The 25650-nt window shown below is 44.4% G+C and carries 18 protein-coding genes and 1 pseudogene; 12 read left to right on the top strand and 7 right to left on the bottom strand.

The genetic code is table 11. The features are described from left to right. Window positions 1–41 precede the first annotated feature (41 nt). From paaG to F885_RS09875, 3 genes are all read left to right on the top strand, one after another. The gene (gene paaG / locus F885_RS09865; protein WP_005316618.1) at window positions 42–830 is read left to right on the top strand and encodes a 2-(1,2-epoxy-1,2-dihydrophenyl)acetyl-CoA isomerase PaaG; all 789 of its coding nucleotides are present in this window, start codon (window positions 42–44) and stop codon (window positions 828–830) included. A gap of 81 nt (window positions 831–911) precedes the next feature. Next, window positions 912–1667 (top strand): class II aldolase/adducin family protein, encoded by a 756-nt coding sequence (locus tag F885_RS09870; RefSeq protein WP_005316614.1) that lies wholly within the window; start codon window positions 912–914, stop codon window positions 1665–1667. Then, complete coding sequence (locus tag F885_RS09875) at window positions 1664–2587, top strand: 2-hydroxyacid dehydrogenase (protein ID WP_005316611.1); 924 nt, start codon at window positions 1664–1666, stop codon at window positions 2585–2587. The genes F885_RS09870 and F885_RS09875 overlap by 4 nt, the downstream gene beginning before the upstream one ends. A 119-nt stretch (window positions 2588–2706) precedes the next feature. Here F885_RS09875 and F885_RS09880 read toward each other — a convergent pair whose 3' ends face one another. Then, window positions 2707–6174 carry an indolepyruvate ferredoxin oxidoreductase family protein gene (locus tag F885_RS09880; protein ID WP_005316608.1) on the bottom strand — a complete coding sequence of 1156 codons (3468 nt, stop codon included), beginning with the start codon at window positions 6172–6174 and terminating at the stop codon, window positions 2707–2709. Between the two features lie 201 nt (window positions 6175–6375). On the opposite strand from F885_RS09880, the gene F885_RS09885 reads away from it, so the two are divergent. Further along, complete coding sequence (locus tag F885_RS09885) at window positions 6376–7314, top strand: LysR family transcriptional regulator (RefSeq protein WP_032812072.1); 939 nt, start codon at window positions 6376–6378, stop codon at window positions 7312–7314. Between the two features lie 242 nt (window positions 7315–7556). Here F885_RS09885 and F885_RS09890 read toward each other — a convergent pair whose 3' ends face one another. The 5 genes and pseudogenes from F885_RS09890 to F885_RS09910 form a co-directional block, all read right to left on the bottom strand. Next, window positions 7557–8459 carry a hydroxymethylglutaryl-CoA lyase gene (locus tag F885_RS09890; protein ID WP_005316604.1) on the bottom strand — a complete coding sequence of 301 codons (903 nt, stop codon included), beginning with the start codon at window positions 8457–8459 and terminating at the stop codon, window positions 7557–7559. Further along, window positions 8456–10447 (bottom strand): acetyl/propionyl/methylcrotonyl-CoA carboxylase subunit alpha, encoded by a 1992-nt coding sequence (locus tag F885_RS09895; protein ID WP_005316601.1) that lies wholly within the window; start codon window positions 10445–10447, stop codon window positions 8456–8458. Before F885_RS09895 ends, F885_RS09890 begins: the two co-directional genes overlap by 4 nt. Next, a pseudogene (locus tag F885_RS09900) lies at window positions 10429–11263 on the bottom strand (enoyl-CoA hydratase/isomerase family protein). Before F885_RS09900 ends, F885_RS09895 begins: the two are co-directional and overlap by 19 nt. 9 nt (window positions 11264–11272) lie before the next feature. Then, entirely contained in the window at window positions 11273–12874 is a 1602-nt protein-coding gene (locus F885_RS09905; RefSeq protein WP_005316595.1) for a carboxyl transferase domain-containing protein, read from the bottom strand. Window positions 12875–12898: 24 nt separating this feature from the next. Continuing rightward, window positions 12899–14071: an isovaleryl-CoA dehydrogenase gene (locus tag F885_RS09910; RefSeq protein WP_005316592.1), complete on the bottom strand. Its 1173-nt coding sequence runs from the start codon at window positions 14069–14071 to the stop codon at window positions 12899–12901. A 148-nt stretch (window positions 14072–14219) separates the two neighbouring features. On the opposite strand from F885_RS09910, the gene F885_RS09915 reads away from it, so the two are divergent. The 6 genes from F885_RS09915 to F885_RS09940 all read left to right on the top strand — a co-directional run bounded on the left by F885_RS09915 (window position 14220) and on the right by F885_RS09940 (window position 21484). Next, window positions 14220–14837, top strand: coding sequence for a TetR/AcrR family transcriptional regulator (locus tag F885_RS09915; protein ID WP_005187203.1), 618 nt, complete (start codon window positions 14220–14222; stop codon window positions 14835–14837). 113 nt (window positions 14838–14950) lie between these two features. Further along, on the top strand, window positions 14951–16645 hold the full coding sequence (locus tag F885_RS09920; RefSeq protein WP_005316582.1) for an AMP-binding protein: 1695 nt from the start codon (window positions 14951–14953) through the stop codon (window positions 16643–16645). An 87-nt stretch (window positions 16646–16732) separates the two neighbouring features. Then, window positions 16733–17725 carry a biotin synthase BioB gene (bioB, locus tag F885_RS09925; protein WP_005316578.1) on the top strand — a complete coding sequence of 331 codons (993 nt, stop codon included), beginning with the start codon at window positions 16733–16735 and terminating at the stop codon, window positions 17723–17725. Between the two features lie 23 nt (window positions 17726–17748). Beyond that, the gene (locus tag F885_RS09930) at window positions 17749–18489 is read left to right on the top strand and encodes an SAM-dependent methyltransferase (RefSeq protein ID WP_005316575.1); all 741 of its coding nucleotides are present in this window, start codon (window positions 17749–17751) and stop codon (window positions 18487–18489) included. A 250-nt stretch (window positions 18490–18739) separates the two neighbouring features. Further along, window positions 18740–20026, top strand: coding sequence for a DcaP family trimeric outer membrane transporter (locus F885_RS09935; RefSeq protein WP_005316567.1), 1287 nt, complete (start codon window positions 18740–18742; stop codon window positions 20024–20026). A 90-nt stretch (window positions 20027–20116) separates the two neighbouring features. Then, complete coding sequence (locus F885_RS09940) at window positions 20117–21484, top strand: MFS transporter (RefSeq protein WP_005316565.1); 1368 nt, start codon at window positions 20117–20119, stop codon at window positions 21482–21484. A gap of 68 nt (window positions 21485–21552) precedes the next feature. Here F885_RS09940 and F885_RS09945 read toward each other — a convergent pair whose 3' ends face one another. Beyond that, window positions 21553–22473 carry a LysR family transcriptional regulator gene (locus F885_RS09945; RefSeq protein ID WP_005316563.1) on the bottom strand — a complete coding sequence of 307 codons (921 nt, stop codon included), beginning with the start codon at window positions 22471–22473 and terminating at the stop codon, window positions 21553–21555. Between the two features lie 96 nt (window positions 22474–22569). On the opposite strand from F885_RS09945, the gene F885_RS09950 reads away from it, so the two are divergent. Then, on the top strand, window positions 22570–23952 hold the full coding sequence (locus F885_RS09950; protein WP_171068200.1) for an omega-aminotransferase AptA: 1383 nt from the start codon (window positions 22570–22572) through the stop codon (window positions 23950–23952). A gap of 61 nt (window positions 23953–24013) precedes the next feature. Continuing rightward, the gene (locus tag F885_RS09955) at window positions 24014–25576 is read left to right on the top strand and encodes a CoA-acylating methylmalonate-semialdehyde dehydrogenase (protein ID WP_005316556.1); all 1563 of its coding nucleotides are present in this window, start codon (window positions 24014–24016) and stop codon (window positions 25574–25576) included. The last annotated feature ends 74 nt before the right edge of the window (window positions 25577–25650 follow it).

The raw sequence follows: 25650 nt of genomic DNA, 5'->3' as shown, positions 1-25650 counted from the left end.
CCGATCCACGGGTTGTAAATTTTTTCAGAGAGTAGTGATAAATGGATTTTGAACATATTTTGATTCGTCAACACAACCGTGTTGGTTATTTGAAGTTTAATCGCCCGGAAGTGCTGAATAGTTTCAATGAACAAATGCACCGTGAAATTGCAGCAGTTTTAGACCTGTGGGCAGTTTCGAAGGAAATAAAAGTGATTGTGATCTCTGGCGCAGGTAAAGGTTTTTGTGCTGGACAGGATTTAAGATCAAGAAGTCATACTGTCATTGCTGCCCCAGATTATGATGCAGGAGCTGCTTTAGAAAAATTCTATAATCCTCTGGTGCTTAAAATTACAGACATGACCAAACCTGTAATCGCTGCAGTGAATGGTGTAGCTGCTGGTGCAGGTGCCAATCTGGCATTCGCCTGTGATTTGGTGGTGGCCAAACAGTCTGCTTCATTCATACAGTCTTTTTGCAAAGTCGGGTTAATTCCTGATGCAGGCGGCACATGGAATTTACCGCAGTTGATCGGTTTGGCGCGAGCAAAAGGGCTGACCATGTTGGGAGACAAGCTTTCTGCCCAGAAAGCCTTGAATTGGGGATTGATCTGGGAGGTTTATGAAGATGAGCTTTTCGACGCAAATATCACCGCATTGGCTGAACAGTTAGCTGAGCAGCCCAGTAGTTCGATTGCATTGATTAAACAAGCTTTAAACCGTGCCACAGACAACACCCTTGCTGAGCAATTGCAGCTGGAGCGTGAATTTCAACGTACTGCAGGACAATCAGATAACTATAAAGAGGGTGTGGCAGCATTTATGCAAAAGAGGAAACCTGACTTTAGCTAGATACTTTGACTGTGCATGACATTTACATCCAAAAATGAAAAATAGTACTTGATATCGTAAGCACTTAAATAAGGAGATAACATGAGTCTAAAAGAAATGGTTTCGACAACCGAATGGGAAGCACGTTGTCAGTTAGCTGCTCTATATCGATTGATTGCCTATTATCGTATGACAGATCTTATTGATACCCATATCAGCCTACGTGTACCAGATGAAAATGGACATTTTCTGATTAATCACTACGGCATTCCATTCGAAAAAATGAAAGCCTCTGATTTGGTTAAAATTGATGGTGAAGGCAATATCGTAGAACATTATGATGCAGGTAAAACGGTGAATGTTGCTGGTTTTGTTATTCATTCAGCCTTGCATACAGCGCGTGAAGATATTCACTGTGTAATCCATACCCATACCGCAGATGGAATTGCAGTTTCAGCACAGAAGCATGGCTTGTTACCCATCTCGCAACACGCACTGAAATTTTATAAAAAAGTCAGTTATCACGAGTATGAAGGAGTTGCTTTACTGACGGAAGAAAGAGCGCGATTGGTCGACGATTTAGGAGACAATCGTGTGATGATTTTAAGAAATCATGGATTGTTGGCAACTGGCGATAGTGTGCAGCGTGCATTTCATGAAATTTACTTTCTAGAGCGTGCATGTCAGGCACAAATCAAGGCACTGGCAGGGGGAACAGAACTCCATTTTCCCTTAGAAGCGGTGTGTGAACATACCACCCAGCAATTCGAATCCTCAGGTGTTGAAAAAATTATTCTAAATGCTTGGAATGCAGCATTATCTCTGATCGAGCAGCAACGTGAGGAGTATTGTTCATGATCGTGATTGCCACGACTGTACCCAAAGTTCAAAAATGGCTTGAAGATGCATTTCGGCAATACGCACCTCATGATTCCTATTGTTTAGCGGACAGTGAGCAGGCTCAATCTGCGACCACAGCAGTTTCGTGGTTTCCGGATCTGGATCATTTAGAAAAATTGCCTGAATTAAAACTGATTCATTCAATGGCTGCTGGTGTTGAGCATCTGAATCTGCAGCGAATTGGCACGCAGTATAAAGTCTGTCGGGTGGTCGATCAGTTACATCAAAAAGGTATGTTCGATTATTTGCAGTGGGGCATTTTATATTATCAACGATTTTTTGATCAGGCTTTTAGACAGAAGAAACAACAACAATGGCGGCAGTATCCACAACGAGAACATGCTGAATTGAAAATTGGAATTATGGGCTTGGGGCAAATGGGCGGATATATGGCCAAGCAATTTGCTGCGCTCGGTTATCAAGTGTCTGGTTGGTCTCGTAGCCCGAAAAATATTGCACATGTGAGCTGTTATGCAGGTGATGAAAATTTTGACACGTTCTTGGGACAGGCTGAAATTCTGATTAATTTATTACCACTTACGGAAAATAATCAGGGTATTTTATCAAAATCTTTATTTGATTTGCTTCCTGAACAGGCCTGTATCATCAATTGTGGTCGTGGTCAGCATCTGGTTGAGCAGGATTTATTAAATTATCTGGATTCTGGACGTTTACGTGGTGCAATTTTGGATGTCTTTGCAAAAGAACCCTTAGTTGAAAATCATCCACTTTGGCAACATGAAAAAGTGGTGATCACGCCACATGTTGCTTCACATGCACCATGGTCGGTTGTGGTGAACCAAATTTTAGAAAATGATCAGCGTGTTATTCAGGGGCAAGCATTGTTAAATCAAGTGGACACTTTGAAGGGGTATTAGTGTATGAATATCCTCAGTTTAAGCTATCATTCAGTCATACCGACTTTTAATTGTGAATCAGCTGACTGAACATATCTTTTATCATTTAACATGCCCAGTCAGTGGTTTATTTGAAGATTTTAGTCTTTATTACTGAGCTCTTTTGATAGCTCATCCCAGCGTTGGTTTGCGACTTGCATAGCCTGCATCTTGATATGCCCAAAGCCACGCACTTCAGCAGGTAGTTCGGCAATCTGTTCTGCAACAACTAGATTATAGCTGTTTGGAGATGAGATCAGCGTTTCAACAAAGGCGATGTAGCGATCACGCCATGCATGTTCATATTGACGTTCTTGTTGACGGGCAAATGGATCAAAGAAACTTTCGCGCAGCCATTGTAAGCGAGCAAGTAGCATCATCGGGAAACGCATCCAGTAACCAAAGATACGTTTACGCACATTGGTCCCCAGTGTCGGTGGAGCGAGATGATAGGATAAACGTACTCCACGACCAAATTGCGACTCAATGGATTTCTTAAAGTTTGCACCTGTCAGTAAACGTGCCACTTCATATTCATCTTTATAGGCCATGACACGATACAGTTGAGTTGCGATGGTTTTTGCCAGTGCTTCAGGCAGTAATTTAACAACCTGTTCCAATAACATACGATATTGATTGGCATAGGCTTCGTTCCAATAGTCTTGCAAACGTATCGTGCGATCATTGATCAGTTCAGCCAGTGTTTGCGGTGCATTGCTTTTTGGCAAGCTGTCGAGTAAACGGGTAATTAGGCTCGGGTCACTGGCCAGGTGGCACCCAATACGGAAAGCTTCAAGGTTTTTATCAATCGCCGTGCCATTCAGTTGAATGGCTTTTTCAATACTTTCACGTAACAGTGGAATTTGCCCTGATTGCCATGCCATTCCTAAGAGCAGTTGATTAGCATAGATGGCATCACCTAGAACCTGTGTTGCGATTCGTGCCGCAGGTAAGGAGAGCAGATTTTCTTTGTGGACACGGCCACGCAGACGATCAATCAAATCATGAATCGGTGCATACCAGTCACGTTTGTTAATAAAGTCAGAGGTAGGTGAGCCATCTTCATTGACGATCACCATCGCATCTTGTTTTAAACGTGATAGCGCGGCATTACTGCCCGCCACAATGGCATCGGCACCAATCAATAGATCACATTGATGTTCTGGAATTTTAGTTGAGGAAATTTGCGCATCATCTGCGGCAATTTGAATATAGGAATACACCGTACCGCCTTTTTGCGCCAGCCCCGCCATATCCATGACACGGGTGGCTTTGCCTTCCAAATGTGCGGCCATACCCAGTAAAGCCCCAACGGTAACTACACCTGTACCGCCAACACCACCAACCATAATACGATTTGGTGTATCAGTCAGTTGAGGAATCAAGGGACGTTCAGGCCAACCTGTCGCAAAACCTTCCAACTTGGCGGGGCGTTTCATATCACGGGTATGCACGGTGACAAAGCTTGGGCAGAAGCCTTCCACACAGGTGAAATCCTTATTACAGCTGCTTTGGTTAATCTGACGTTTGGTACCCAAAGCGGTTTCGACAGGTTCAATTGAAAGACAATTTGATTTTTTAGAGCAATCCCCACAACCTTCACAGATATCGCTATTGATGTATAGGCGTTCAGCAGGGTCAGGATAAGCATCACGTTTACGGCGACGGCGTTTTTCACTGGCACAGGTTTGCACATAGATTAAAGCGGTGACACCTGAAATATCACGTAACTCACGTTGTACTGCATCAAGATCATTGCGATGGCGGATTTCGACATGCGGTGCAAGGTGTTCTTCGGCATGGATGAGCTCAGGTTCATCCGTTACGATGACCTGTTTTTTAATGCCTTCTGCATCGAGCTGGCGAGTCAGTTGCGCGACACTGAGATGTCCATCGACATGCTGACCACCGGTCATGGCAACCGCATCGTTATAGAGGATTTTATAGGTGATATTGATATTGGCTGCAATGGCTTGTCTAATCGCCAGATAGCCTGAGTGGAAGTAGGTGCCATCACCGAGATTGGCAAAAATATGCTTTTCATTGGTGAAATGCGAGGCACCCGCCCAACTCACACCTTCACCGCCCATTTGCGAGAAGGTTTCGGTGCCGCGATCCAGTGACACTGCAATATAGTGGCAACCGATACCACCCAGTGCACGACTGCCTTCTGGCACGACGGTTGAGGTGTTATGCGGGCAGCCGCTACAGAAATACGGTTTACGCTCGGCCAAATCCAGTACGCGGCGTGATTCTTGTTCTGCCTTATACAGTAAATCGACACGACTCTGGATTTGCTGTCTTAAACTTTCCGGCAAATCTAACTGTAAAAACCGTGCTGCCAACATTTTGGCAATCGGTTCAGGTTGGAACTCGTAATGCCCAATCAGCGGTGCTTCTTCAAATGAGGTACTCCATTCACCTTTACCATGGATCGCTTTGCCGATTACATGTGGACGTTGCTCATCAGGCAGGGAATACAATTCATCTTTAATTTGTGCTTCCAGAATCGGACGTTTTTCTTCGACCACAATCAGTTCTTGTAAACCCGCAGCAAATTCACGCAGACCTTGTGGTTCCAAAGGCCAGATTAAACCGACTTGATAAACCCGTAGCCCAAGTTGTTGCGCGGTTTCATTTTCAATGCCGAGAATGCGCAAGGCTTCAATGGTATCGAGATAACCTTTACCACTGGCTGCAATACCAATACGGGCATGCTCACATGGCCATGTGATTTGATTCAGTTGATTGGCACGCGCATAGGCCAATACCGCGGGTAAGCGATATTGATAGAGTCGTTGTTCTTGTTGGATGCCATGATCTGGCCAGCGGATATGGATGCCGTCGGCAGGCAACTCGATTTCAGGTAAAACAGGTGTGACACGATCTAGGTCGACAATGATCGAAGCTGAGGTTTCAACGATTTCACTGACCAGTTTCATTGAGGTCCAAACCCCAGCAAAACGTGACATGGCAATCGCATGGACGCCCAAATCGAGAATATGTTGCACCGAAGTTGGATAGAAAATTGGAATGCCACAACCCATCATCACATGTTCGGATTGGTGGGGAACGGTGGATGATTTACAGGAATGGTCATCACCAAACAGGGCAACCACGCCACTGTGTTTGGCCGTTCCTGCAAGGTTGGCATGGCGGAGCACATCGCCTGAGCGGTCTACACCTGGGCCTTTACCATACCACCATGCGCTCACACCATCATATTTACCCTGACCTGCAAGGTTGGCTTGTTGCGTGCCCCAAATGGCAGTCGCTGCAAGGTCTTCATTGATACCGGGTTGAAAGACGACATGGTGATCTTTAAGTATGCCTCCAATTTGCCAAAGGAAATTATCATAATTCCCGACAGGGGAACCACGATAACCTGAAATGAAGCCAGCCGTGTGCAACCCGTTCAATTCATCTCGGCGAGTCTGTGCTAGAGGTAACCGAACCAGTGCCTGTATGCCTGTCATATAGGCCGAACCGTGATCACTGATATATTTATCGTCCAGTGATACATCTTTAGTAGCGATCATTTTTGGAGTAACTTTTGTCGCTATATTCATTTATGTCTCCTTAGAATTGTGTGTAGTTTTGGCTACTTTCTTTTTTCAACATCCGGTTGAATATTTGGAGTAAGTACATATTTTAAAAAGACTGATCAGCGGCGTTCGCTAAAAAAACTGCTCAATCAATGTACATATTTGTCATTGTGGTTGATCCAGACTGGTGCAACAATGCGTAATTTAGAAAAAGATATTTACGTTATGCGCAAAAATCTTGATGGTGGACTTTTACATGCAATGCATGCCTTCCTGAAAGTGATTGATAGCGGGAGTTTCACGGCTGCCGCTGAACAGATGGAACTGACAACTGCGCAAGTTTCGCGATTAATTAGCGAGTTAGAAGGGCGTTTAGGTACAAAACTACTACAACGATCAACCCGCCAGCATGCCTTGACCGAAATTGGTGCAAACTATGCCGAGCAGTGTCGCCAAGTACTGGCGATGGTGGAGGAGTCCGAAGCACAAGCCATGGGCATGGCAGCCAGACCACAAGGACGGTTGCGCGTGTTGAGTATGGCCAGTTTTGGTCATCATTATCTGGCGCCGATGATGGCGGATTTCTGTCAAACCTATCCCGATCTTACGGTTGAATATCGGACTTCGCAAAATGTGCCTGATCTGTTAGGTAAGGGTATTGATGTTAGCCTATATCTCACTGAGTCATTGGCAGATTCACGGTTTGTAGCGCGTCGAATTGGTACCATCTTTTCGGTGTTATGTGCATCACCTGCATACTTGGAAAAGTATGGCGAACCTCAATCCTTGGATGATTTGCAAAAGCATGCCTGCTTGCGCTTGGTCAATCCCTCAATTACTCCACAATGGCATTTGGTCAGTGAAAACAGCTGCTCTTATCAGATTGATATCAATGGACCGTTGATTGCTGATACCCCTGAGTTGCTGTTGGATGTAGTACAACAGGATATGGGCATTGCATTATTACCGACCTTCTCATCGATTGATGCGATTCGGGCAGGGCGACTGCGTCGTATTTTACCTGCTTGGCGATCACCGGATATCGGGGTGTACACCTTATTGCCATCGCGTCATTTTGTGGATGCAAAAACACGGGCATGGCTGGAGTGGGTCGAGCAGCATATTTCTCCTAAAATCCAAATGGATACGGATTATTTTTTATAAATAATTTTGAGGCGTGTTAGAAAAGGATCAAAAATAATAAGGATTATAATTAAAACTAGAAAATGCTTCTTTAGAAAGAGGCATTTCGTACAGAGATAAACACTATATTTAAATAAATCGCATAGACGAGTCTCGTCCCACGATCGACATGGAACGAGAAAAAGGTGAGACCTAATCAGCTGAGCAAGCTTCATTGATTAAGCTTGTTGCTAAACGATGAGTGAATTCGAATCTAGATATCACTAAGCACACTTTGTTTGCCAATATGCATTGGCATAATTCGACAAGCTTTTTCGCTTTAAGACATGGCTAATATTTTGGCTGGCTTGCATCAGTTTTTCTAAATCAATCCCCGTTTCAAAGCCCATATGGGAGAGTAAATAAAACAGATCTTCGGTCGCAACATTGCCAGAAGCGCCTTTGGCATAAGGGCAGCCACCCAGTCCCGCAAGGGATGAATCAAACACACGAATGCCTTGTTGTAAGGACTGGTAAATATTGGCAATCGCCATGCCATAGGTATTGTGAAAATGACCCGCTAAAACGGTGCTATCAAGTTCAGCCAGACAGGCTTCCCAAACTTGCTTTACCCGATCTGGTGTGGCAGTCCCAATGGTTTCACCCAAAGAGACTTCATAGCAACCCATGTCATACAGTCGTTTAACCACGTTGACCACTTGCTCAGGTGCAATCGCACCTTCATAAGGACAATCCACGATACAAGAGACATAACCACGCACACGGATATGCTGTGCTTTGGCTGCGCTTATGACATCGCTAAACTTTTCAAAACTTTCATCAATTGAACAATTAATATTTTTACGGGTGAAGCTTTCAGAGGCTGCGGTAAATACCGCAACCTCCTTGCATCCCACCGCCTGAGCAGCCTCAAAGCCTTTGATATTTGGGGTAAGCAGGCTTAAATTCAGGTCAGTACCTTGTGGGAGCTGCCTAAACAGTTCATCGCTTTGTGCCATTTGTGGCACCCATTTAGCAGATACACAGGAACCCACTTCAATCGATTTTAGTCCAGCATTTATCAGATCATGAATGAAGTTTAGGCGTTGTTCGACGGTCAACGCCTGTTTTTCGTTTTGCAGACCATCTCGGGGTCCAACTTCCACGATTTTGACAAACTCACTCATGCAACTTCCTCCTGTAAAGGCTGAAATTCCACCAATTCATCGCCAGCTTTAACCTGATCACCAACCTGAAAATAGGCATCAACAATCAAGCCATCTTGTGGTGCGCGAATGGTGTATTCCATTTTCATGGCTTCAAGCGTCATCAGGATATCGTCTTTTTTGACATTATGATTAGCGCCGACCAGAACCTGAGTCACCACACCCGGCATGGGTGCTTTGAGATGGCCTTGATCTGCTTGGCTATCGTCCTGATGATAATCTTGACGAATATAGCCAAACTTATGGCTTTGTCCCGTATGGAACAGGGTAATGCCTTGCAAACTCTGGTTAAAGGACAGTTTCTGTTGGGTACCATTGAGATGAATCACCGCTGTGTGTGCATCCAGTAATTGTCCAGAAATCTGGTAACTTTCACCGTTATATTCAGCATTAAAACCGTGTTCTGCCGCACTTAGCTTGATTTGAATATTCTGATCTAGATAGTTCAGTTTGATGGTTTGCTTAAAGGCAATATTTAAACGCCATAGCGGTTGTGCTTGCCATAACTGTTTTTGGCTAGAGTGGTTGTGATTGAGTTTGCTTAAAAATTCGATAAAGGCGGTGGCAATGACCAATTCAGGTTTAATCTGTTCAGGGCGGAACAAGAAATCATGTTCACGTTGAATCAGATTGGTATCCAGTTTGGCCTGTTTAAATGAATCACAGCGTACAATTTTTTCCAAAAAGGCAATATTATTCCCCAAACCATCGACATGGAATTGACTGAGTGCATGCTGCATTTGGATCAAAGCCGCTTCACGGTTTTTGCCCCATACAATCAATTTGGCAATCATTGGGTCGTAATAGGTGGTGATTTCATCACCTTCTACGATACCGCTGTCAACACGGACAGATTGGTTCTGCGTTGGATAGTGTAGATAGTCAATTTTGCCAATGGCAGGTAAGAAGCCTTTTTCGGGTTCTTCGGCATAGATCCGTGCTTCAAGCGCATGACCATGAATCTGTAATTGATGTTGCAGTTTCGGCAGCGGTTCACCATCGGCGACACGCAGTTGCCATTCCACTAGATCTTCACCAGTAATCATTTCGGTAACGGGATGTTCGACTTGCAGGCGAGTGTTCATTTCCATGAAATAGGCGGTACCATCCTGTTCTACAATAAACTCGACTGTACCCGCACCGACGTAATCCACTGCACGGGCAGCATCAATCGCAGCCTGACGCATGGCATCCAGTTTTTCAGCGGGCATTTGCGGCGCAGGAGCTTCTTCCAGTACTTTTTGATGGCGACGTTGTACCGAACAATCACGTTCAAACAGGTGTACATAATTGCCATGCGTATCGCCAAACACTTGTACTTCAATATGACGTGGCTGAATCACATAGCGTTCAATTAGGACATCATCATTACCAAAGCTAGACTTGGCTTCACGTTTACACGAAGCTAAGGATTGTAAGAAATCCTCACTACGTTCGACCAAGCTCATGCCTTTACCGCCACCGCCAGCACTGGCTTTGATCAGTACTGGATAACCAATTGCATCGGCTTGCTGTTTTAAAAACTCAGCCTCTTGATTGGTTCCGTGATAACCCGGTGTTAAAGGCACACCTGCTTTTTCCATTAATGCTTTAGAGGTGGCTTTAAGACCCATGGCTAAAATCGCATCTACGGGTGGGCCAATAAAGCAAATATTGTGTTGTTGGCAAGCGAGGGCAAATTGATCATTTTCGGACAGGAAACCATAGCCTGGGTGAATCGCTTGGCTACCAGTATCAATCGCTGCCTGAATAATACGATCCACCTGTAAATAACTTTGTGTGGCAGGGGATTGCCCAATATAAATCGCTTCATCGGCCAATTTAACATGCTGTGCATGGGCATCTGCATCTGAATACACTGCAACCGTTGCAATACCGAGTTTTTTTGCAGTACGAATCACACGGCAGGCAATCTCGCCACGGTTCGCAATTAAAATCTTTTCAAACATTGTGATCGTCCTGAATTGTTGTTATTGGGGAGTGGAAGTCCACGCAGGTTGTTGTTTATTTAAAAAGGCATTCAAACCTTCTTTGGCTTCACTGCCTTGACGAACTTGAGCAATATGCTGTGCAGTTTGCTTGAGCAAATCACCACTCATCGTTTGGTGGCTGACCATCTGAATCAACTGTTTCGATGCAGCCTGCGCCTGTGGTCCACCGAGTAACAGAGCATCAATGATTTCTTGAACTTTTTGGTCTAAGTCTTCGGCATCTGCAACTTCATGAGCTAGGCCAATCTGCTTGGCGTCGCGTGCTGAAATGCGTTCCGCAGTTAAGAAATAGCGAGAAGCCTGCCGAGCACCAATGGCACGAATTACATAGGGACTGATGGTCGATGGTGCAAGACCAAGTCGAACTTCTGAAGTCGCAAATTTGGCGTCAGTACTGGCAATACAAATATCACAGGCCGATGCCAAGCCCATACCACCGCCAAAGGCAATGCCATGCACACGCGCAAGTGTTGGTTGTTTCAAAGTTGCAAGTGCATTTAGCATTTGTGCAAGTTTTAAGGCATCGGCTTCATTTTCTGCTGAAGAGGCTTGACCCGCCTGTTTCATCCAATTCAGATCGGCACCTGCTGAAAAGCTTTTGCCACGTCCTGCTAAGACCACCACACGCACATCATCTCGTGTGTTGAGGCTGGTAAAGCAGGCATGTAATTCTTCAATCAGCGTAGTATTAAAGGCATTGTGCAGTTCTGGTCGGTTTAGCCACACATAGGCCACTTGACCGTGTTGTTCCAGTTGTAAAAATTGATAGCTCATAGACACCTCTTACATGCGGAACACGCCGAACTTGGTCGGTTGAATCGGCGCATTCTGCGCAGCAGCAAGGCTTAGCCCCAGCACATGACGGGTTTGAGCAGGGTCAATCACGCCATCATCCCAAAGGCGGGCAGAAGCATAGTAAGGGTGACCTTGGTGCTCATATTGTTCACGAATCGGTTGTTTAAATTGATCTTCTTCCTGTGCTGACCATTGCGCGCCTTTTTGCTCAATCTGATCACGTTTCAAGGTCGACAGTACGCTGGCAGCCTGTTCACCACCCATCACCGAAATACGTGAGTTTGGCCATGTCCATAAAAAGCGTGGTGAGTAAGCACGTCCGCACATGCCATAGTTACCCGCACCGAAAGAACCGCCAATAATCAGGGTGAGTTTTGGTACATTGGCTGTCGCTACCGCCATCACCAGTTTGGCGCCATTTTTGGCAATGCCTTCATTTTCATATTGGCGACCGACCATAAAGCCAGTGATGTTTTGGATAAATAGCAATGGGATATTACGTTGAGTACATAGCTCGATAAAGTGTGCGCCTTTCTGTGCAGATTCAGAAAATAGAATCCCGTTATTGGCAATGATGCCAACAGGCATCCCATACAAAGAGGCAAAACCTGTGATCAGAGTTGAACCAAAACGTGCTTTAAATTCATCAAAGCGCGAGCCGTCTACGATGCGGGCAATGACTTCACGCACATCAAAAGGTTTACGTGCATCACTGGGTACAACGCCATAAAGTTCGTTGGCATCAAATAGCGGTTCATCAATCTGCTTGTTTAATTCGTTGGGCTTCTTATTCAGATTGGCAACGATGTTACGGGCAATCGCAAGCGCATGTTCATCATTTTCAGCCAAATGATCGGCAACCCCTGACAGGCGGGTATGTACATCACCACCACCCAAATCTTCACTGCTGACCACTTCACCCGTTGCGGCTTTGACCAATGGCGGGCCACCGAGGAAAATCGTACCTTGATTACGGACAATAATGGTTTCATCCGACATGGCCGGCACATAAGCACCGCCAGCGGTACAGCTGCCCATCACTACCGCAATTTGGGCGATACCTTGGCTCGACATACGCGCTTGATTATAGAAGATACGCCCGAAATGATCTCGATCAGGGAAGACCTCATCTTGCATCGGTAAGAACGCACCGCCTGAATCCACCAGATAAATACACGGCAAGTGATTTTGTTCGGCAATTTCCTGCGCACGTAAATGCTTTTTCACCGTCAATGGATAATAGGTGCCACCTTTGACGGTTGCATCATTGGCGACGATCATGCAGGTCACACCATTGACTTGGCCTATACCTGCAATTACACCCGCAGCAGGAATGTCATCTTTATAAACCTTGTAAGCAGCCAATTGACCAATTTCTAAAAAAGCAGTACCGACATCAATCAGTTGATCAATACGATCGCGTGGTAAAAGTTTGCCTCTGGCCAAATGTTTTTGACGGGCATTTTCGCCACCACCAAGTGCGACTTTTTGAGCCACTTGTTTCAGATCGCTGACCAATGTTTGCATGGCATGTTGATTGGTTTTGAAGTCTTCACTTCGAACATTAATTTTGCTGTGTAATTGGTTCATAAGCTGCATCCTGAATTATGGTTATTATTTGGTTTCATTAAACAGTTCGCGGCCGATCAGCATGCGGCGAATTTCCGAAGTCCCTGCACCAATTTCATAAAGTTTGGCATCACGCCATAAACGGCCAGCCGAAAATTCATTGATATAACCATTACCACCGAGCGTTTGAATGGTTTCACCCGCCATCCATGTGGCTTTTTCAGCTGCGTATAGAATCGCGCTGGCCGCATCTTTACGTAAACTACGGTCATGATCGGCTTTGTCACAGGCCGCACCAACTGCATAGACCAAGGCTTTACAAGCCAGCCAAGTGGAATACATATCCGCCAGTTTGCCTTGCATCAATTGAAATTCACCCAAGGCCTGACCGAATTGTTCACGTTCATGCAGGTAGGGAATCACCACATCCAGACAGGCATCCATAATGCCTAAAGGACCAGCACTTAAGACCGCACGCTCATAGTCCAGACCACTCATTAGTACTTTGGCACCGTTGCCAACTCCACCAAGTACGTTTTCGGCAGGCACTTCAACATTGTCAAAAAATAGCGGATAGGTATTAGAGCCACGCATACCCAACTTATCTAGGTGCTTACCATGGCTAAAGCCAGGCATATCTTTTTCGATCAGAAAGGCAGTCATGCCTTTGGCACCTGCATGTGGATCAGTTTTGGCATACACCACCAATACATCAGCATCACCGCCATTGGTGATCCACATTTTTGAACCATTGAGAACAAAGTGATCGCCTTTTTGTTCGGCACGTAGTTTCATACTGACCACATCCGAACCTGCGTTGGGTTCAGACATCGCCAAAGCACCGACAAAGTCACCTGAAATCAGCTTGGGTAAATATTTCTGCTTTTGTTGCTCACTGCCGTTACGGTTGATCTGGTTAATACACAAGTTAGAATGCGCACCGTAAGAAAGACCAATAGAGGCGGATGCACGTGAAATTTCTTGCAACACGATGATATGTGCTAGATAGCCTAGATTGGTGCCGCCATATTCTTCAGAAACGGTTAAGCCCATTAATCCCATATCTCCAAACTTTTTCCAGAGATGAGCAGGGAATACATTGTCCTGATCGACTTGTTGTGCAATAGGTGCAATTTCCTTTGCACAAAATGCAGCAACCGAATTTTGTAGAGCAATTAACGTTTCATCCAGACCAAAGTTTAAGCTACGTAGGTTCATTATGTTGTCATCCCAGTGATTATATTTGTTGTTCCATTAAGCGTTGTTGTGTGTGCTTAGGAACTACCTTACAATGAATTTTTAAAAAAGTGAATAGTGATTCATAAAATGATTTACAATTCACTTTATTTGTTAGAGAATAAAATTTATGAGCTATAAACGATCAACTTTAATGCAGGAGCGGATGGAGCAAAATCGTAAATCGATTTTGAGTTCAGCCAGAAAATTAATTTCAGAGGGAGGGTTCAAAGACGCACAGATACAAACCATTGCTGAGCAAGCAGGGGTCTCAAGTGGTCTGGTGTATCGCTACTTTGACAATAAAAGTCAGGTGTTAATTGAGGTCTTGTCAGAAGCCATCAATACCGAACTGTTGGTGATTGATGCCATCACAGAAAGTGATCTGACCGCACAACAAAAATTGCACAAGGCAGTCGCGACCTTTGTAAAACGGGCCTTGAACAGTCCGCAGCTGGCATATTCACTCATGTTTGAACCCGTGGATTCAAGCGTTGAACATGAGCGTTTTCGGGTAAAACAGTTGATTAAACAAAGTATTAAAAAAATCCTTGCAGATGGAAATGCAAGTGGTGAATTTGTTTTGGATGACTTAAACACAACAGCTATGTGTGTGGTCGGGGCAATGACCTATGTGGTGGTTGAACCGTTGGATCCAGCACAAAATACCAAGTTTGATCATGCGCACAAAGACTATTTTTCCAAACAGATTGCTGATTTTTGTGTGGATGCAGTACAGAAAAAGTAGGGCAGACAGAACGGTTTAACATCACAACAATAGGCAGTTTGAAGAGTAGTTGCAGTTACAACAATTAGATCAGGTAAGAACAGAATTAAAAAAGAATCAAGGAGAATGATTCAATGCAACATGTACGGTTAAGCTATGCCTCTGGAACCAGCTCGCAGCCCCTGTTGGGGATGACGATTGGAGATAAATTTGATCAAGCCTGCCAGCAATATGCTGAGCAAGAGGCGATTGTCAGTTCACATCAGAACCGACGCTTAAGCTACAAAGAACTACAGCATGAAGTGAATGCATTTGCCTGTAGTCTGCTCAAGCTGGGTTTGAAAAAAGGGGATCGCTTGGCGATCTGGTCGCCGAATTGTGTGGAATGGACCGTGACCCAATTTGCCGCATTTAAAGCAGGCATTATTTTGGTGAATCTGAATACTGCCTATAAAAGTCATGAACTGGAATATGTACTCAATAAAGTCTCCTGCAAAGGCTTGGTTATCGCTTCACAATTCAAGACCACAGATTATCAAGAATTGCTGAGTAAGATTGCTCCAGAATTGGCATCCAGTCCTGATAAAGTATTGAATGCAGATCGGTTACCGCATTTAAAATATGTGATCAAAATTGATGAGCAGCAACATACTGGTATCCATCGTTTTAGCGATTTACTCGAAACCCCAAATCAATCTCAGCTCGATGAATTACAACGCTTAGCCAAGCAATTGCAGTTTGATGAAACCATTAATATCCAATTTACCTCAGGCACCACAGGCAATCCGAAAGGAACCATGTTGACGCATCATAACATCCTGAATAATGGTTATTTTGTTGGTGAAGGGATTGGCTTGACGCCCCAAGATCGAGTTTGTATCTCAGTACCTTTATTCCATTGTTTTGGCATGGTGATGGGCAATCTAGCTTGTATTACTCATGGTGCAACTATGGTTTATCCTGCTTCAGTCTTTAATCCATTGGAAAGCTTAAAAACCATTGAGCAGGAAAAATGTACGGCAGCCTATGGTGTGCCGACCATGTTTATTGCCATTTTGGAACATGAGCAATTTGCCGAATTTGATCTGAGCAGTTTAAGAACGGGCATTATGGCAGGCAGCCCATGTCCGAGAGAAATCATGCAGCGTGTGATTGACCGTATGCATATGTCTGAAATCACCATCTGTTATGGCATGACTGAAACCTCTCCAGTCAGTGTGCAGAGTTATATTGATGATTCAATTGATAAACGCGTTAGTACGGTTGGGCATGTTCATCCACATTTGGAAGTCAAAATTGTCGATTTAGAAGGCGAAATTGTGCCGCAAGGAACACTGGGTGAACTTTGTGTCCGTGGTTATTCGGTCATGGCGGGATATTGGGATGAGCCTGAAAAAACCAAAGAAGTCATCGACGCAGCAGGCTGGATGCATACGGGTGATATTGCTGAAATGGACAGTGAGGGCTTTGTCAAAATCAAAGGTCGAATTAAAGATGTGGTCATTCGCGGTGGTGAAAACCTGTTTCCTAAAGAAATTGAAGACTTTTTATATACCCATCCCGATGTCTGCGATGTGCAAGTGATTGGTTTGCCCGACATGCGTTATGGTGAGGAACTCTGCGCCTGCATTATTTTGCATGAACATCACCAAAGCAATGAAGACAGTATTCGTAGTTTTTGCAAAGAGCATATTTCACATAATAAAGTGCCACGTTACGTTAAGTTTTTTGATGAGTTCCCAATGACAGCATCAGGCAAAGCTCAGAAATTTAAATTGCAGGAAATCATGCGGGTAGAGCTGAATTTGACTGCTGAAATATTTGATTAAAACCGTATTCCTCCTCTGTGTCTTGCAACTGAGGAGGAGCTTTGATGTCGTGGTTGTTCTCTAAACATAGGGTATCAGGATCAATAAATGAAGATTAGAAATGATTGGTCACGTGCAGAAATACAGGCTGTGTATGAGCAGCCTTTATTAGATTTGCTGTTTCAGGCACAACAGTTACACCGACAATATTTTGCTGCGAATACGATTCAGGTCAGTACTTTGCTGTCTATTAAGACAGGGAAATGCCCTGAAGATTGCAAGTATTGTTCGCAATCGGCGCGTTATGATTCAAAACTGGAAGCAGAAAAACGCATTGCCGTCGAGAAAGTCATTCAAGAGGCACAAAAGTCCAAAGCCTCAGGTGCATCTCGTTTTTGTATGGGTGCTGCATGGCGCAATCCGCATGAGCGCGATATGCCTTATGTACTGGACATGGTACGCGAAGTCAAAGCTTTGGGACTGGAAACCTGTATGACCTTGGGTATGTTGAATGCCTCTCAGGCGGAGCGTTTAAAAGAGGCTGGTCTGGATTATTACAACCATAATCTGGATACCTCGCGGGAATATTATTCCCACATTATCAGCACCCGAACTTTTGATGATCGACTGGATACACTAGACCATGTTCGTCAGGCAGGCTTGAAAGTCTGTAGCGGTGGGATTGTCGGTTTAGGTGAAAGCCGAGAGGATCGGATTGGTCTTTTACACGAGTTAGCAACTTTGCCGCTACATCCCGAGTCTGTACCGATTAATATGCTGGTGCCGATAGAAGGGACTCCACTGGCTCAAGTAGAAAAACTGGATGTGATTGAATGGATTCGGACCATTGCCGTGGCACGATTAATCATGCCGCAAAGTTACATTCGACTCTCCGCAGGCCGTGAAGCATTAACCGATTCAGATCAAGCTCTGGCATTTATGGCAGGTGCCAATTCGATCTTCTCAGGTGAAAAGCTGTTAACCACTGCCAATGCGGGTGAAAATCGTGATCACGCTTTATTTCAAAAATTGGGCTTAAGTATCGAAGCGAGCAAACCTTCTATAAAGCCGTTATCTGTTGATGCGATGCTGACCGTTTAAGGCTTTTAAAAATAGAGGATCAAATGGCGAAAGATTTTAATAGTCAAAAAGTAGTGGAACGCTATGACGATCATATCCGTCGTCTGATTCCAGGTTATGAGCTGATGCATCAACAAGTCGATGCGATTTTACAATCCGCTTTAAGTGCAGACGCAGAGATTTTAATTGTTGGTTGTGGCACAGGCTATGAGCTTGAATATCTACTGAACAGACATCCGACTTGGACTTTTACGGCAGTTGATCCTTCTTTGAGTATGTTGCAGAAAGCCCAAGCACTGATTCAGGCACTGGGTCAGTCAGAGCGTGTGCAATTTATTCATGGCGAAACTGCTGCATTGCCTACACAGCCAAAATTTGATGCAGCCTTGTCTATTCTAGTTGCGCATTTTGTGCCGCATGCGCTTAAACCGAGTTTCTTTGCTGAAATATCACAGCGGTTAAAAGCGGATGGATTGCTCATGACTTACGACCTGATGGCCTGTGAAGATCCTCAAAAATTGAAAGCATTGCCACTGCTGTGTCAGAGCAATGGTCTGAGTGCCGAGCAGAGCCACACCATGATGGAGCGTTTAGCACAAGACTTTTTCACGCTCACTTTTGACGCCTATCAGCAACTTCTTTGCAGTACTGGTTTTCAACAAGTGCATTGCTTTAGCCAAGTTTTAACTTATCAGGGACTGATTGCCCAGAAAAAGCAGGAGGAGATTTTGACCTCGGAACTTTCTGGCAAGGCTGTTTTCACTCAACAAGGAATTCAACATTAAAACAGCAACTTAATTTTTAGCTTCTAACCGATGTTTTTTAACAGTGGCTGAACTTGCCGCTGCAAGGTTCTGTTGTCTTTAAGAAAAGTGGCTATTCACTTAGATAGGAGGTGAAGTTTAAATAAATCAATGGTTTGAATTTTTAGAATAAAAAATGTGATGTGGTACATCTGTGCGACAAAGGAAAAACACAAACAAAGAATGATCTTAAACCGGGTTTTAAGATCAGCCGAAAAGGAAATTGATTTTAATGAAAAAGTTTATTTTAACGGTACAAAAAAGCATATTGGCAACGGCGGTTTTAACGGCCATGTCCTCTGCTTATTCGGGAACTGAGAGTGCTGAAATTGCACAACTCAGACAAGAAGTTCAAGAGTTGCGCGCCATGCTGCAACAGTATGTAAAACAACCTGCTCAGACACAATCGACAGCTCCAGTTGCCGTAGCTGCTGCGCCACAGGTGACGGAAGCACAAGCTCCAAAACTGAATATCAGCAAAGGCGGGGCTGAAGTCAATTTATATGGTTATCTCCGTGCCGATGCTTCTTATCAGGCCAAAGGTGCATCGACCATGTATAACAATATCAGTGGCGTACCACTGGAACATACTGCCGAGGAAGCCCAACAAAAAGACCGCTTGCATTCAACCGTCAATGTCACTCGTTTGGGCTTAAACTTTAAAACACCGACAGCCGTTGGCGATGTTGGTGGTAAGCTGGAAATGGATTTCTTTGGAGGTAGCACACGCGATCAATTCCGTATTCGTCATGCCTATTTAACTTTTGATAAATGGTTGATTGGTCAGACTTGGTCAACCTTTATTGCACCTGAGTATTATCCAGAAACCATTGATGCGGGAACCTATGTCGGTGGGGCATTACAACGTTCACCTTTGGTACGTTATAGCGATAACTTATCAGCCAATACCAGTTTTGCTGTCGCGATTGAAGACCCTAAATATACCGCAACTTCCGACCCTGATAATGAAATGCGATTGCCTGCTTTAGTTGGGCGGTTGAACCATAAATTTGCCAATGGTTCACTGTTGTCAGGTCGTACTTTTATGGCCGAGAAAAAGACCAGTAATGATGAGGAATGGGCATGGGGTGTAGGGCTTGGCGGTAAATATCAGCTGACACCACAAACTTTCTTAAAAGCCGATTATTACCATGTTAAAGGTGATGGCCGCTTCCTGCTTTGGACCAATAACAGCTATGTAATTGATGATAAAAATCATATTCAGAGCAATGAATTCGATACCATTTCTGCCGGTCTGACCCATCAGTTTAATTCGAAGCTTCGCTCAACCTTGGGCTACGGCTATATGAAAGCCAAGGATGACAATACTTTCGCTGAAATTCAAAAAAATAATGCAACTCAAAACAAGGAACTTTGGCAGGGCTGGATCAATGCCATGTACAACCCGTATAAACCCATCACCTTGGGGGTGGAGTATGTCTATGGCGAGCGTGAAACCTTTGACGGCCGTAACGGGATCGATAACCGCTTCAATATGATGGCGAGTTACGATTTTTAATCAAGACCTTGAATAATCTGTTTTTTCTTTAGGGTGCAGTATGTCTTTTTAAAAATGAACAAGAATTTATCTCATAGAGGAGATGATTAAATGGCAACATCGACGTTGAATGTCAATGCAATTATTGACCAAGCAAAATTTACGCCTTTTCACTGGAGCATTTTGCTTTGGTGCTTACTGATTATTATTTTTGACGGTTATGACCTGGTTATTTATGGTGTGGTTTTGCCTGTATTGATGCAGGAATGGTCACTCACCGCGGTACAGGCGGGTATGTTGGCCAGTACTGCCTTATGCGGCATGATGTTTGGTGCCATGCTATTCGGGGCTTTGGCAGATAAAATCGGTCGCAAAAATGTGATCTTGATTTGTGTGACGTTTTTTAGTGGTTTTACCTTTTGGGGTGCATTTGCATCGACGCCTTTTGAATTTGGGATTTTAAGATTTTTAGCCGGTTTAGGCATTGGCGGGGTGATGCCGAATTTGGTGGCGTTAACCTCTGAATATGCACCGAAACGGATACGCAGTACTTTGGTTGGCAGTATGTTCAGTGGCTATGCCATTGGTGGAATTATTTCGGCATTGTTGGGCAGTTATTTAGTCGAAAGCCAAGGCTGGCAAATTATGTTCTTGATTGCCGGTATTCCATTATTGCTGTTACCCATTCTATGGAAGTTTTTACCTGAGTCACTGACCTTTTTAGTGAAAAGCGGTAAGACTGAACAAGCCCATGCCATCATTCAAAAAATTGCACCAGAACAGGCATTAAGCACTGAGACACGCTTATGCTTGAATGACGATCATCTGGATACAGGCAGTTCGGCAAAAGCTTTATTTCAACATGGTCGTGCTCTAAGTACCTTAATGTTCTGGCTGTTATTCTTTATGTGCTTGTTGATGGTTTATGCATTGAGTAGCTGGTTACCAAAACTGATGCTGGCAGCAGGTTATTCATTGGGTAAAAGTATCTTATTCCTGCTGGCGTTGAATGTTGGTGCCATGCTTGGGGCAATTTTTGGTGGCATACTGTCAGATAAATTCCACCTAAAGCCTGTGATTTTAACCATGTTTGTGGCAGGGGTATTTGCCTTGGTCGGACTCGGTTATAACTCGCCAGCTTATATACTATATGGTTTGGTGACGATTGCGGGTGCTGCAACTATTGGTACTTCAATCCTTTTGTATAGTTATGTGGCGCAATACTATCCATTGAGTGTGCGCTCCACAGGGATTGGCTGTGCATCCGCAGTTGGGCGAATTGGTGCTATTGTCGGGCCAATTTTAACAGGGATGCTGCTGACCTTAGGTCTACCGCATAAGATGAACTTTGTGATGATTGCCATCCCTGCCATTATTGCGATTTTTGCGGTGCTGGTGCTGAAACGGCATGAGTCAGACAGTGGAAGTAAAAGCACAGTCAATCCAGCGACAAACATCGCTGAAACAGGTGAAGCATAGCCATGCATCATGATTGATAAAACAAAGTCGATGGGTTCAACTCATCGACTTTTGTATTCTAGTCTGAGTTAAGCCAGAGGCATGATTCTGGTTTTCAGGATATCCATAAAGGTTTTTAAAATCATATGGTAGTTTTTGCCTTTATGCGTGATCAGACAGATCGGGGTACTGTAATGCATCACGTCCTGTAAAATCGGTTGCATAAAGCCATCCTCCACCCATTTCTTCGCATAATGATCGGGTAAAAAACCGAGAAACTTACCGGTTAAGATCAAAAAGGCAATGCCTTCACGGTCACTGGCGGTGGCCGAACAATTAAGCAGTTGATGTAATTTCGTCGCTTCTGCTGTCGTTGCATAATTGGGCAATACCGCATGCCACTGTTTTAAGTCCGCTGTTTGTATGTCACCTAAATGTTGAAACAGCGGGTGATTTTTACCGCAGTAGAGTAAAGACTTTTCGCTATATAAATCAAAATAATCTAAGCCAGATAATGGGGTGACGAGGGGGATGGCACCTGCATGTAAGCGGTTGTCCAAGACGCGACATTCAATATCGGACAAGGTACTCATACTGATATTAATCACCACTTCTGGATTTTCATCAGCCAATAGCGCAAGGGTATTGGTGATATAGGCGCTGGGCATGGTGACTAAATTATTAATAATCCCAATATTAAATTCACCTTTGAGCTGATTATGCATTTGATTGATTTTGGCTCGAAAGTCTTCAATCGAAGCATTCAACACTTCAATATATTCCAGAATTTCACGACCTTCATCGGTCAGGGCAAAGCCCGCTCGACCACGCTGACACAGTCGAATCCCCAGCCGATTTTCCAGATCACTCATATGCAGACTAATCGCAGAACGACTGATGCCAAGTAGACTTTCCGCAGCGCTAAAGCTGTGGCAGTCACACACCGTTTTAAAAATTTTGAGCAGTTTTATATCAAAATCAGTCACTTGATTTAATTTTTTAGGCTTCATTTAGTTTTGCTTTTTTATATCTAAACTCAAGACAATTTGAATTTATCAAAACTATAACGCGCTGTACACTCCAAACATAAACCCAAAACAAGAAGAGTGATTATGTTTGATATCGACACCACAAATGACCGCGATGATGCATTGGAAGCCAGTCCGTCAGACGTTGCTATGAAGTTAAATTATCAAGCGCATTGGATGCCGTTTACCGCCAATCGTAACTTTCATCAAGATCCACGCATTATCGTGGCTGCCAAAGGTTCGTCTTTGATTGACAGCACAGGACGTGAGATTTATGACTCATTGTCAGGTTTGTGGACCTGCGGTGCAGGGCATAGCGTGCCTGAAATCCAGCAAGCGGTGAGTCGCCAATTGGCAAAACTGGATTATTCACCTGCCTTCCAATTTGGACATCCATTGTCTTTTCAATTGGCTGAGAAAATTGTGCAGCACATGCCTGAACAGCTACAGCATGTATTTTTTACCGATTCGGGTTCTGAGTCAGCAGATACCGCAATCAAGATGGCAAGAGCTTATTGGCGTATTAAAGGTCAACCGAGCAAAACCAAATTGATTGGACGTGCTCGTGGCTACCATGGAGTCAACGTGGCAGGCACCAGTCTGGGCGGTATTGGTGGCAACCGTAAAATGTTCGGTCAATTGATGGATGTTGATCATTTACCGCATACCTTGCAAGCACATCTGAGCTTTAGCAAAGGTTGTGCCGAAACAGGTGGAATTGAACTGGCCGATGAAATGCTCAAGCTGATTGAGCTACATGATGCATCGAATATTGCTGCAGTGATTGTTGAACCGGTTTCGGGCTCGGCAGGTTGTATTGTGCCGCCAACAGGTTATTTAAAACGCCTGCGAGAAATCTGTGATCAACACAATATCCTGCTGATCTTTGATGAGGTGATTACGGGCTTTGGCCGTATGGGCACATGGACAGCGGCTGAATATTTCGATGTAACGCCTGATCTGCTGACCTTTGCCAAACAAATTACCAATGGTGCCATTCCATTAGGTGGCGTTGTCGCAAGCCGTGAAGTCTATGATGCCTTTATGCAACAAGACTTGCCTGAACATGCGGTTGAATTTACCCATGGTTATACCTATTCAGGACACCCCGTTGCCTGCGCTGCTGCTTTAGCCACTTTAGATGTATTGGAAAATCAAAATCTGATTACTCAATCTGCGGCTTTGGCCCCAAGTTTTGAAAAACTGATTCATGAATTAAAAGGTGCACCGAATGTGATTGATATTCGCAATTGCGGTTTGATTGGGGCGTTACAGCTTGCGCCACGAGATGGCGATGCCACCATTCGTGGATTTGAAATCGGTATGAAGTTGTGGAAAGCCGGTTTCTATGTGCGTTTTGGCGGAGACACCATTCAGTTTGGCCCAATGTTTAACAGCACCGAAGCGCAATTATCACGCTTGATCAATGCTGTGGGTGAAACCCTTTATCAAGTGAAATAAATCTTGGCTGAGTACCCGCCAAAAGCAAACGGAAAATAAGACACAGAGACAAGGAATACAGATGAATAATTTAGAACATTTTAATACCAGTGCGTTCAGCAATACGGATTCAGCTCAAGCCTCAACCCCTCAATTGATTGGGCATTTTATTCAAGGTGGTTTAGTTACCAGATCCAGTCGAAAACAAGCGGTCTATAATCCTGCAACCGGTGAGATCAGCAAAGAAGTGGCATTGGCAGATACAGCGCTAGTGAATCAGGTGGTGCAGATTGCAGAACAGGCATTCCCTGCATGGCGTGATACACCCGTGATTAAACGGGCGCGGGTGATGTTTAAGTTCAAACAATTACTTGAAGAAAATGCTGAAACCCTGTGCGAATTGATCGGGCAAGAGCATGGCAAGATTTGCCATGATGCCAAAGGTGAATTGCAGCGTGGCATTGAAAATGTGGAATATGCCTGTGGTGCACCTGAGTTTTTAAAAGGCGAGTATTCTAAAAATGTTGGTCCAGATATCGATTCTTGGAGTGAGTTTCAACCTTTAGGTGTGGTTGCAGGGGTCACCCCTTTTAATTTCCCTGCAATGGTGCCGTTGTGGATGTTCCCGATGGCGATTGTGTGTGGCAATTGCTTTATTTTAAAACCTTCTGAAAAGGCTCCTTCAGCCGCACTCTATTTGGCTGAATTACTTAAACAGGCGGGCTTGCCAGATGGCGTGTTTAATGTGGTCAATGGTGACAAAGAAGCCGTCGATGCTTTATTGCACCATCCTAAAATCCAAGCCATCAGTTTTGTGGGGTCAACGCCAATTGCAGAATATATTTATCGAACAGCGACCTCTACAGGAAAACGCTGTCAGGCCTTAGGTGGTGCAAAAAACCATGCCATCATTATGCCCGATGCCGATATTGATAATGTGGTGACCTCTTTACTGGGGGCGGCCTTTGGTTCATCGGGTGAGCGTTGTATGGCCTTATCCGTTGCGGTGGCCATTGGCGATGAAGTGGCCGATGTGGTGATTGCCAAGCTCAAGCAAGAAATGCAGCAATTGAAGTTTGGTCATTATGCCGATGCCAGTAATGACTTTGGACCGCTCATTTCGCAAGCACATAAACAGAAGGTACAGGCTTATATCCAAAGTGCCGAGCAACAAGGTGCTAAAATTGTGGTGGATGGACGTGACGCCAGACCCGTCGGTTATGAACATGGATTCTTTGTCGGGCCGACCTTGATTGATCAAATTTCAGCAGAGATGACCAGCTATCAGCAAGAAATTTTTGGGCCGGTATTACAGGTGATTCGTGTCGAGAGCATGCAAGAAGCCATGCAGCTGATCAATGACCATGAATATGGCAATGGCACCTGTATTTACACCCGTGATGGCGAAGCGGCGCGTTATTTTAGCAATAATATCCAAGTCGGTATGGTCGGGATCAATGTGCCATTACCTGTACCTGTTGCCTATCACAGTTTTGGCGGCTGGAAGCGTTCACTGTTTGGTGATTTATATGCCTATGGGCCAGATGGCGTGCGTTTCTATACCCGCCGTAAAACCATCACCCAACGTTGGCCATCCGCACAGATTCGTGAGGCGAAACAATTTGCCATGCCAACTTTAAATTAATTTTTGCTCAAGGGAAGACCATTGGTTTTCCCTTTTTATTTTTATAGGAATTTAAACATGTAATTAACGGTTTT

The sequence above is a fragment of the Acinetobacter higginsii genome (genome assembly GCF_000369845.1).
Lineage (GTDB): Bacteria > Pseudomonadota > Gammaproteobacteria > Pseudomonadales > Moraxellaceae > Acinetobacter > Acinetobacter higginsii.
This window is presented reverse-complemented; position numbering and strand designations above follow the sequence as displayed.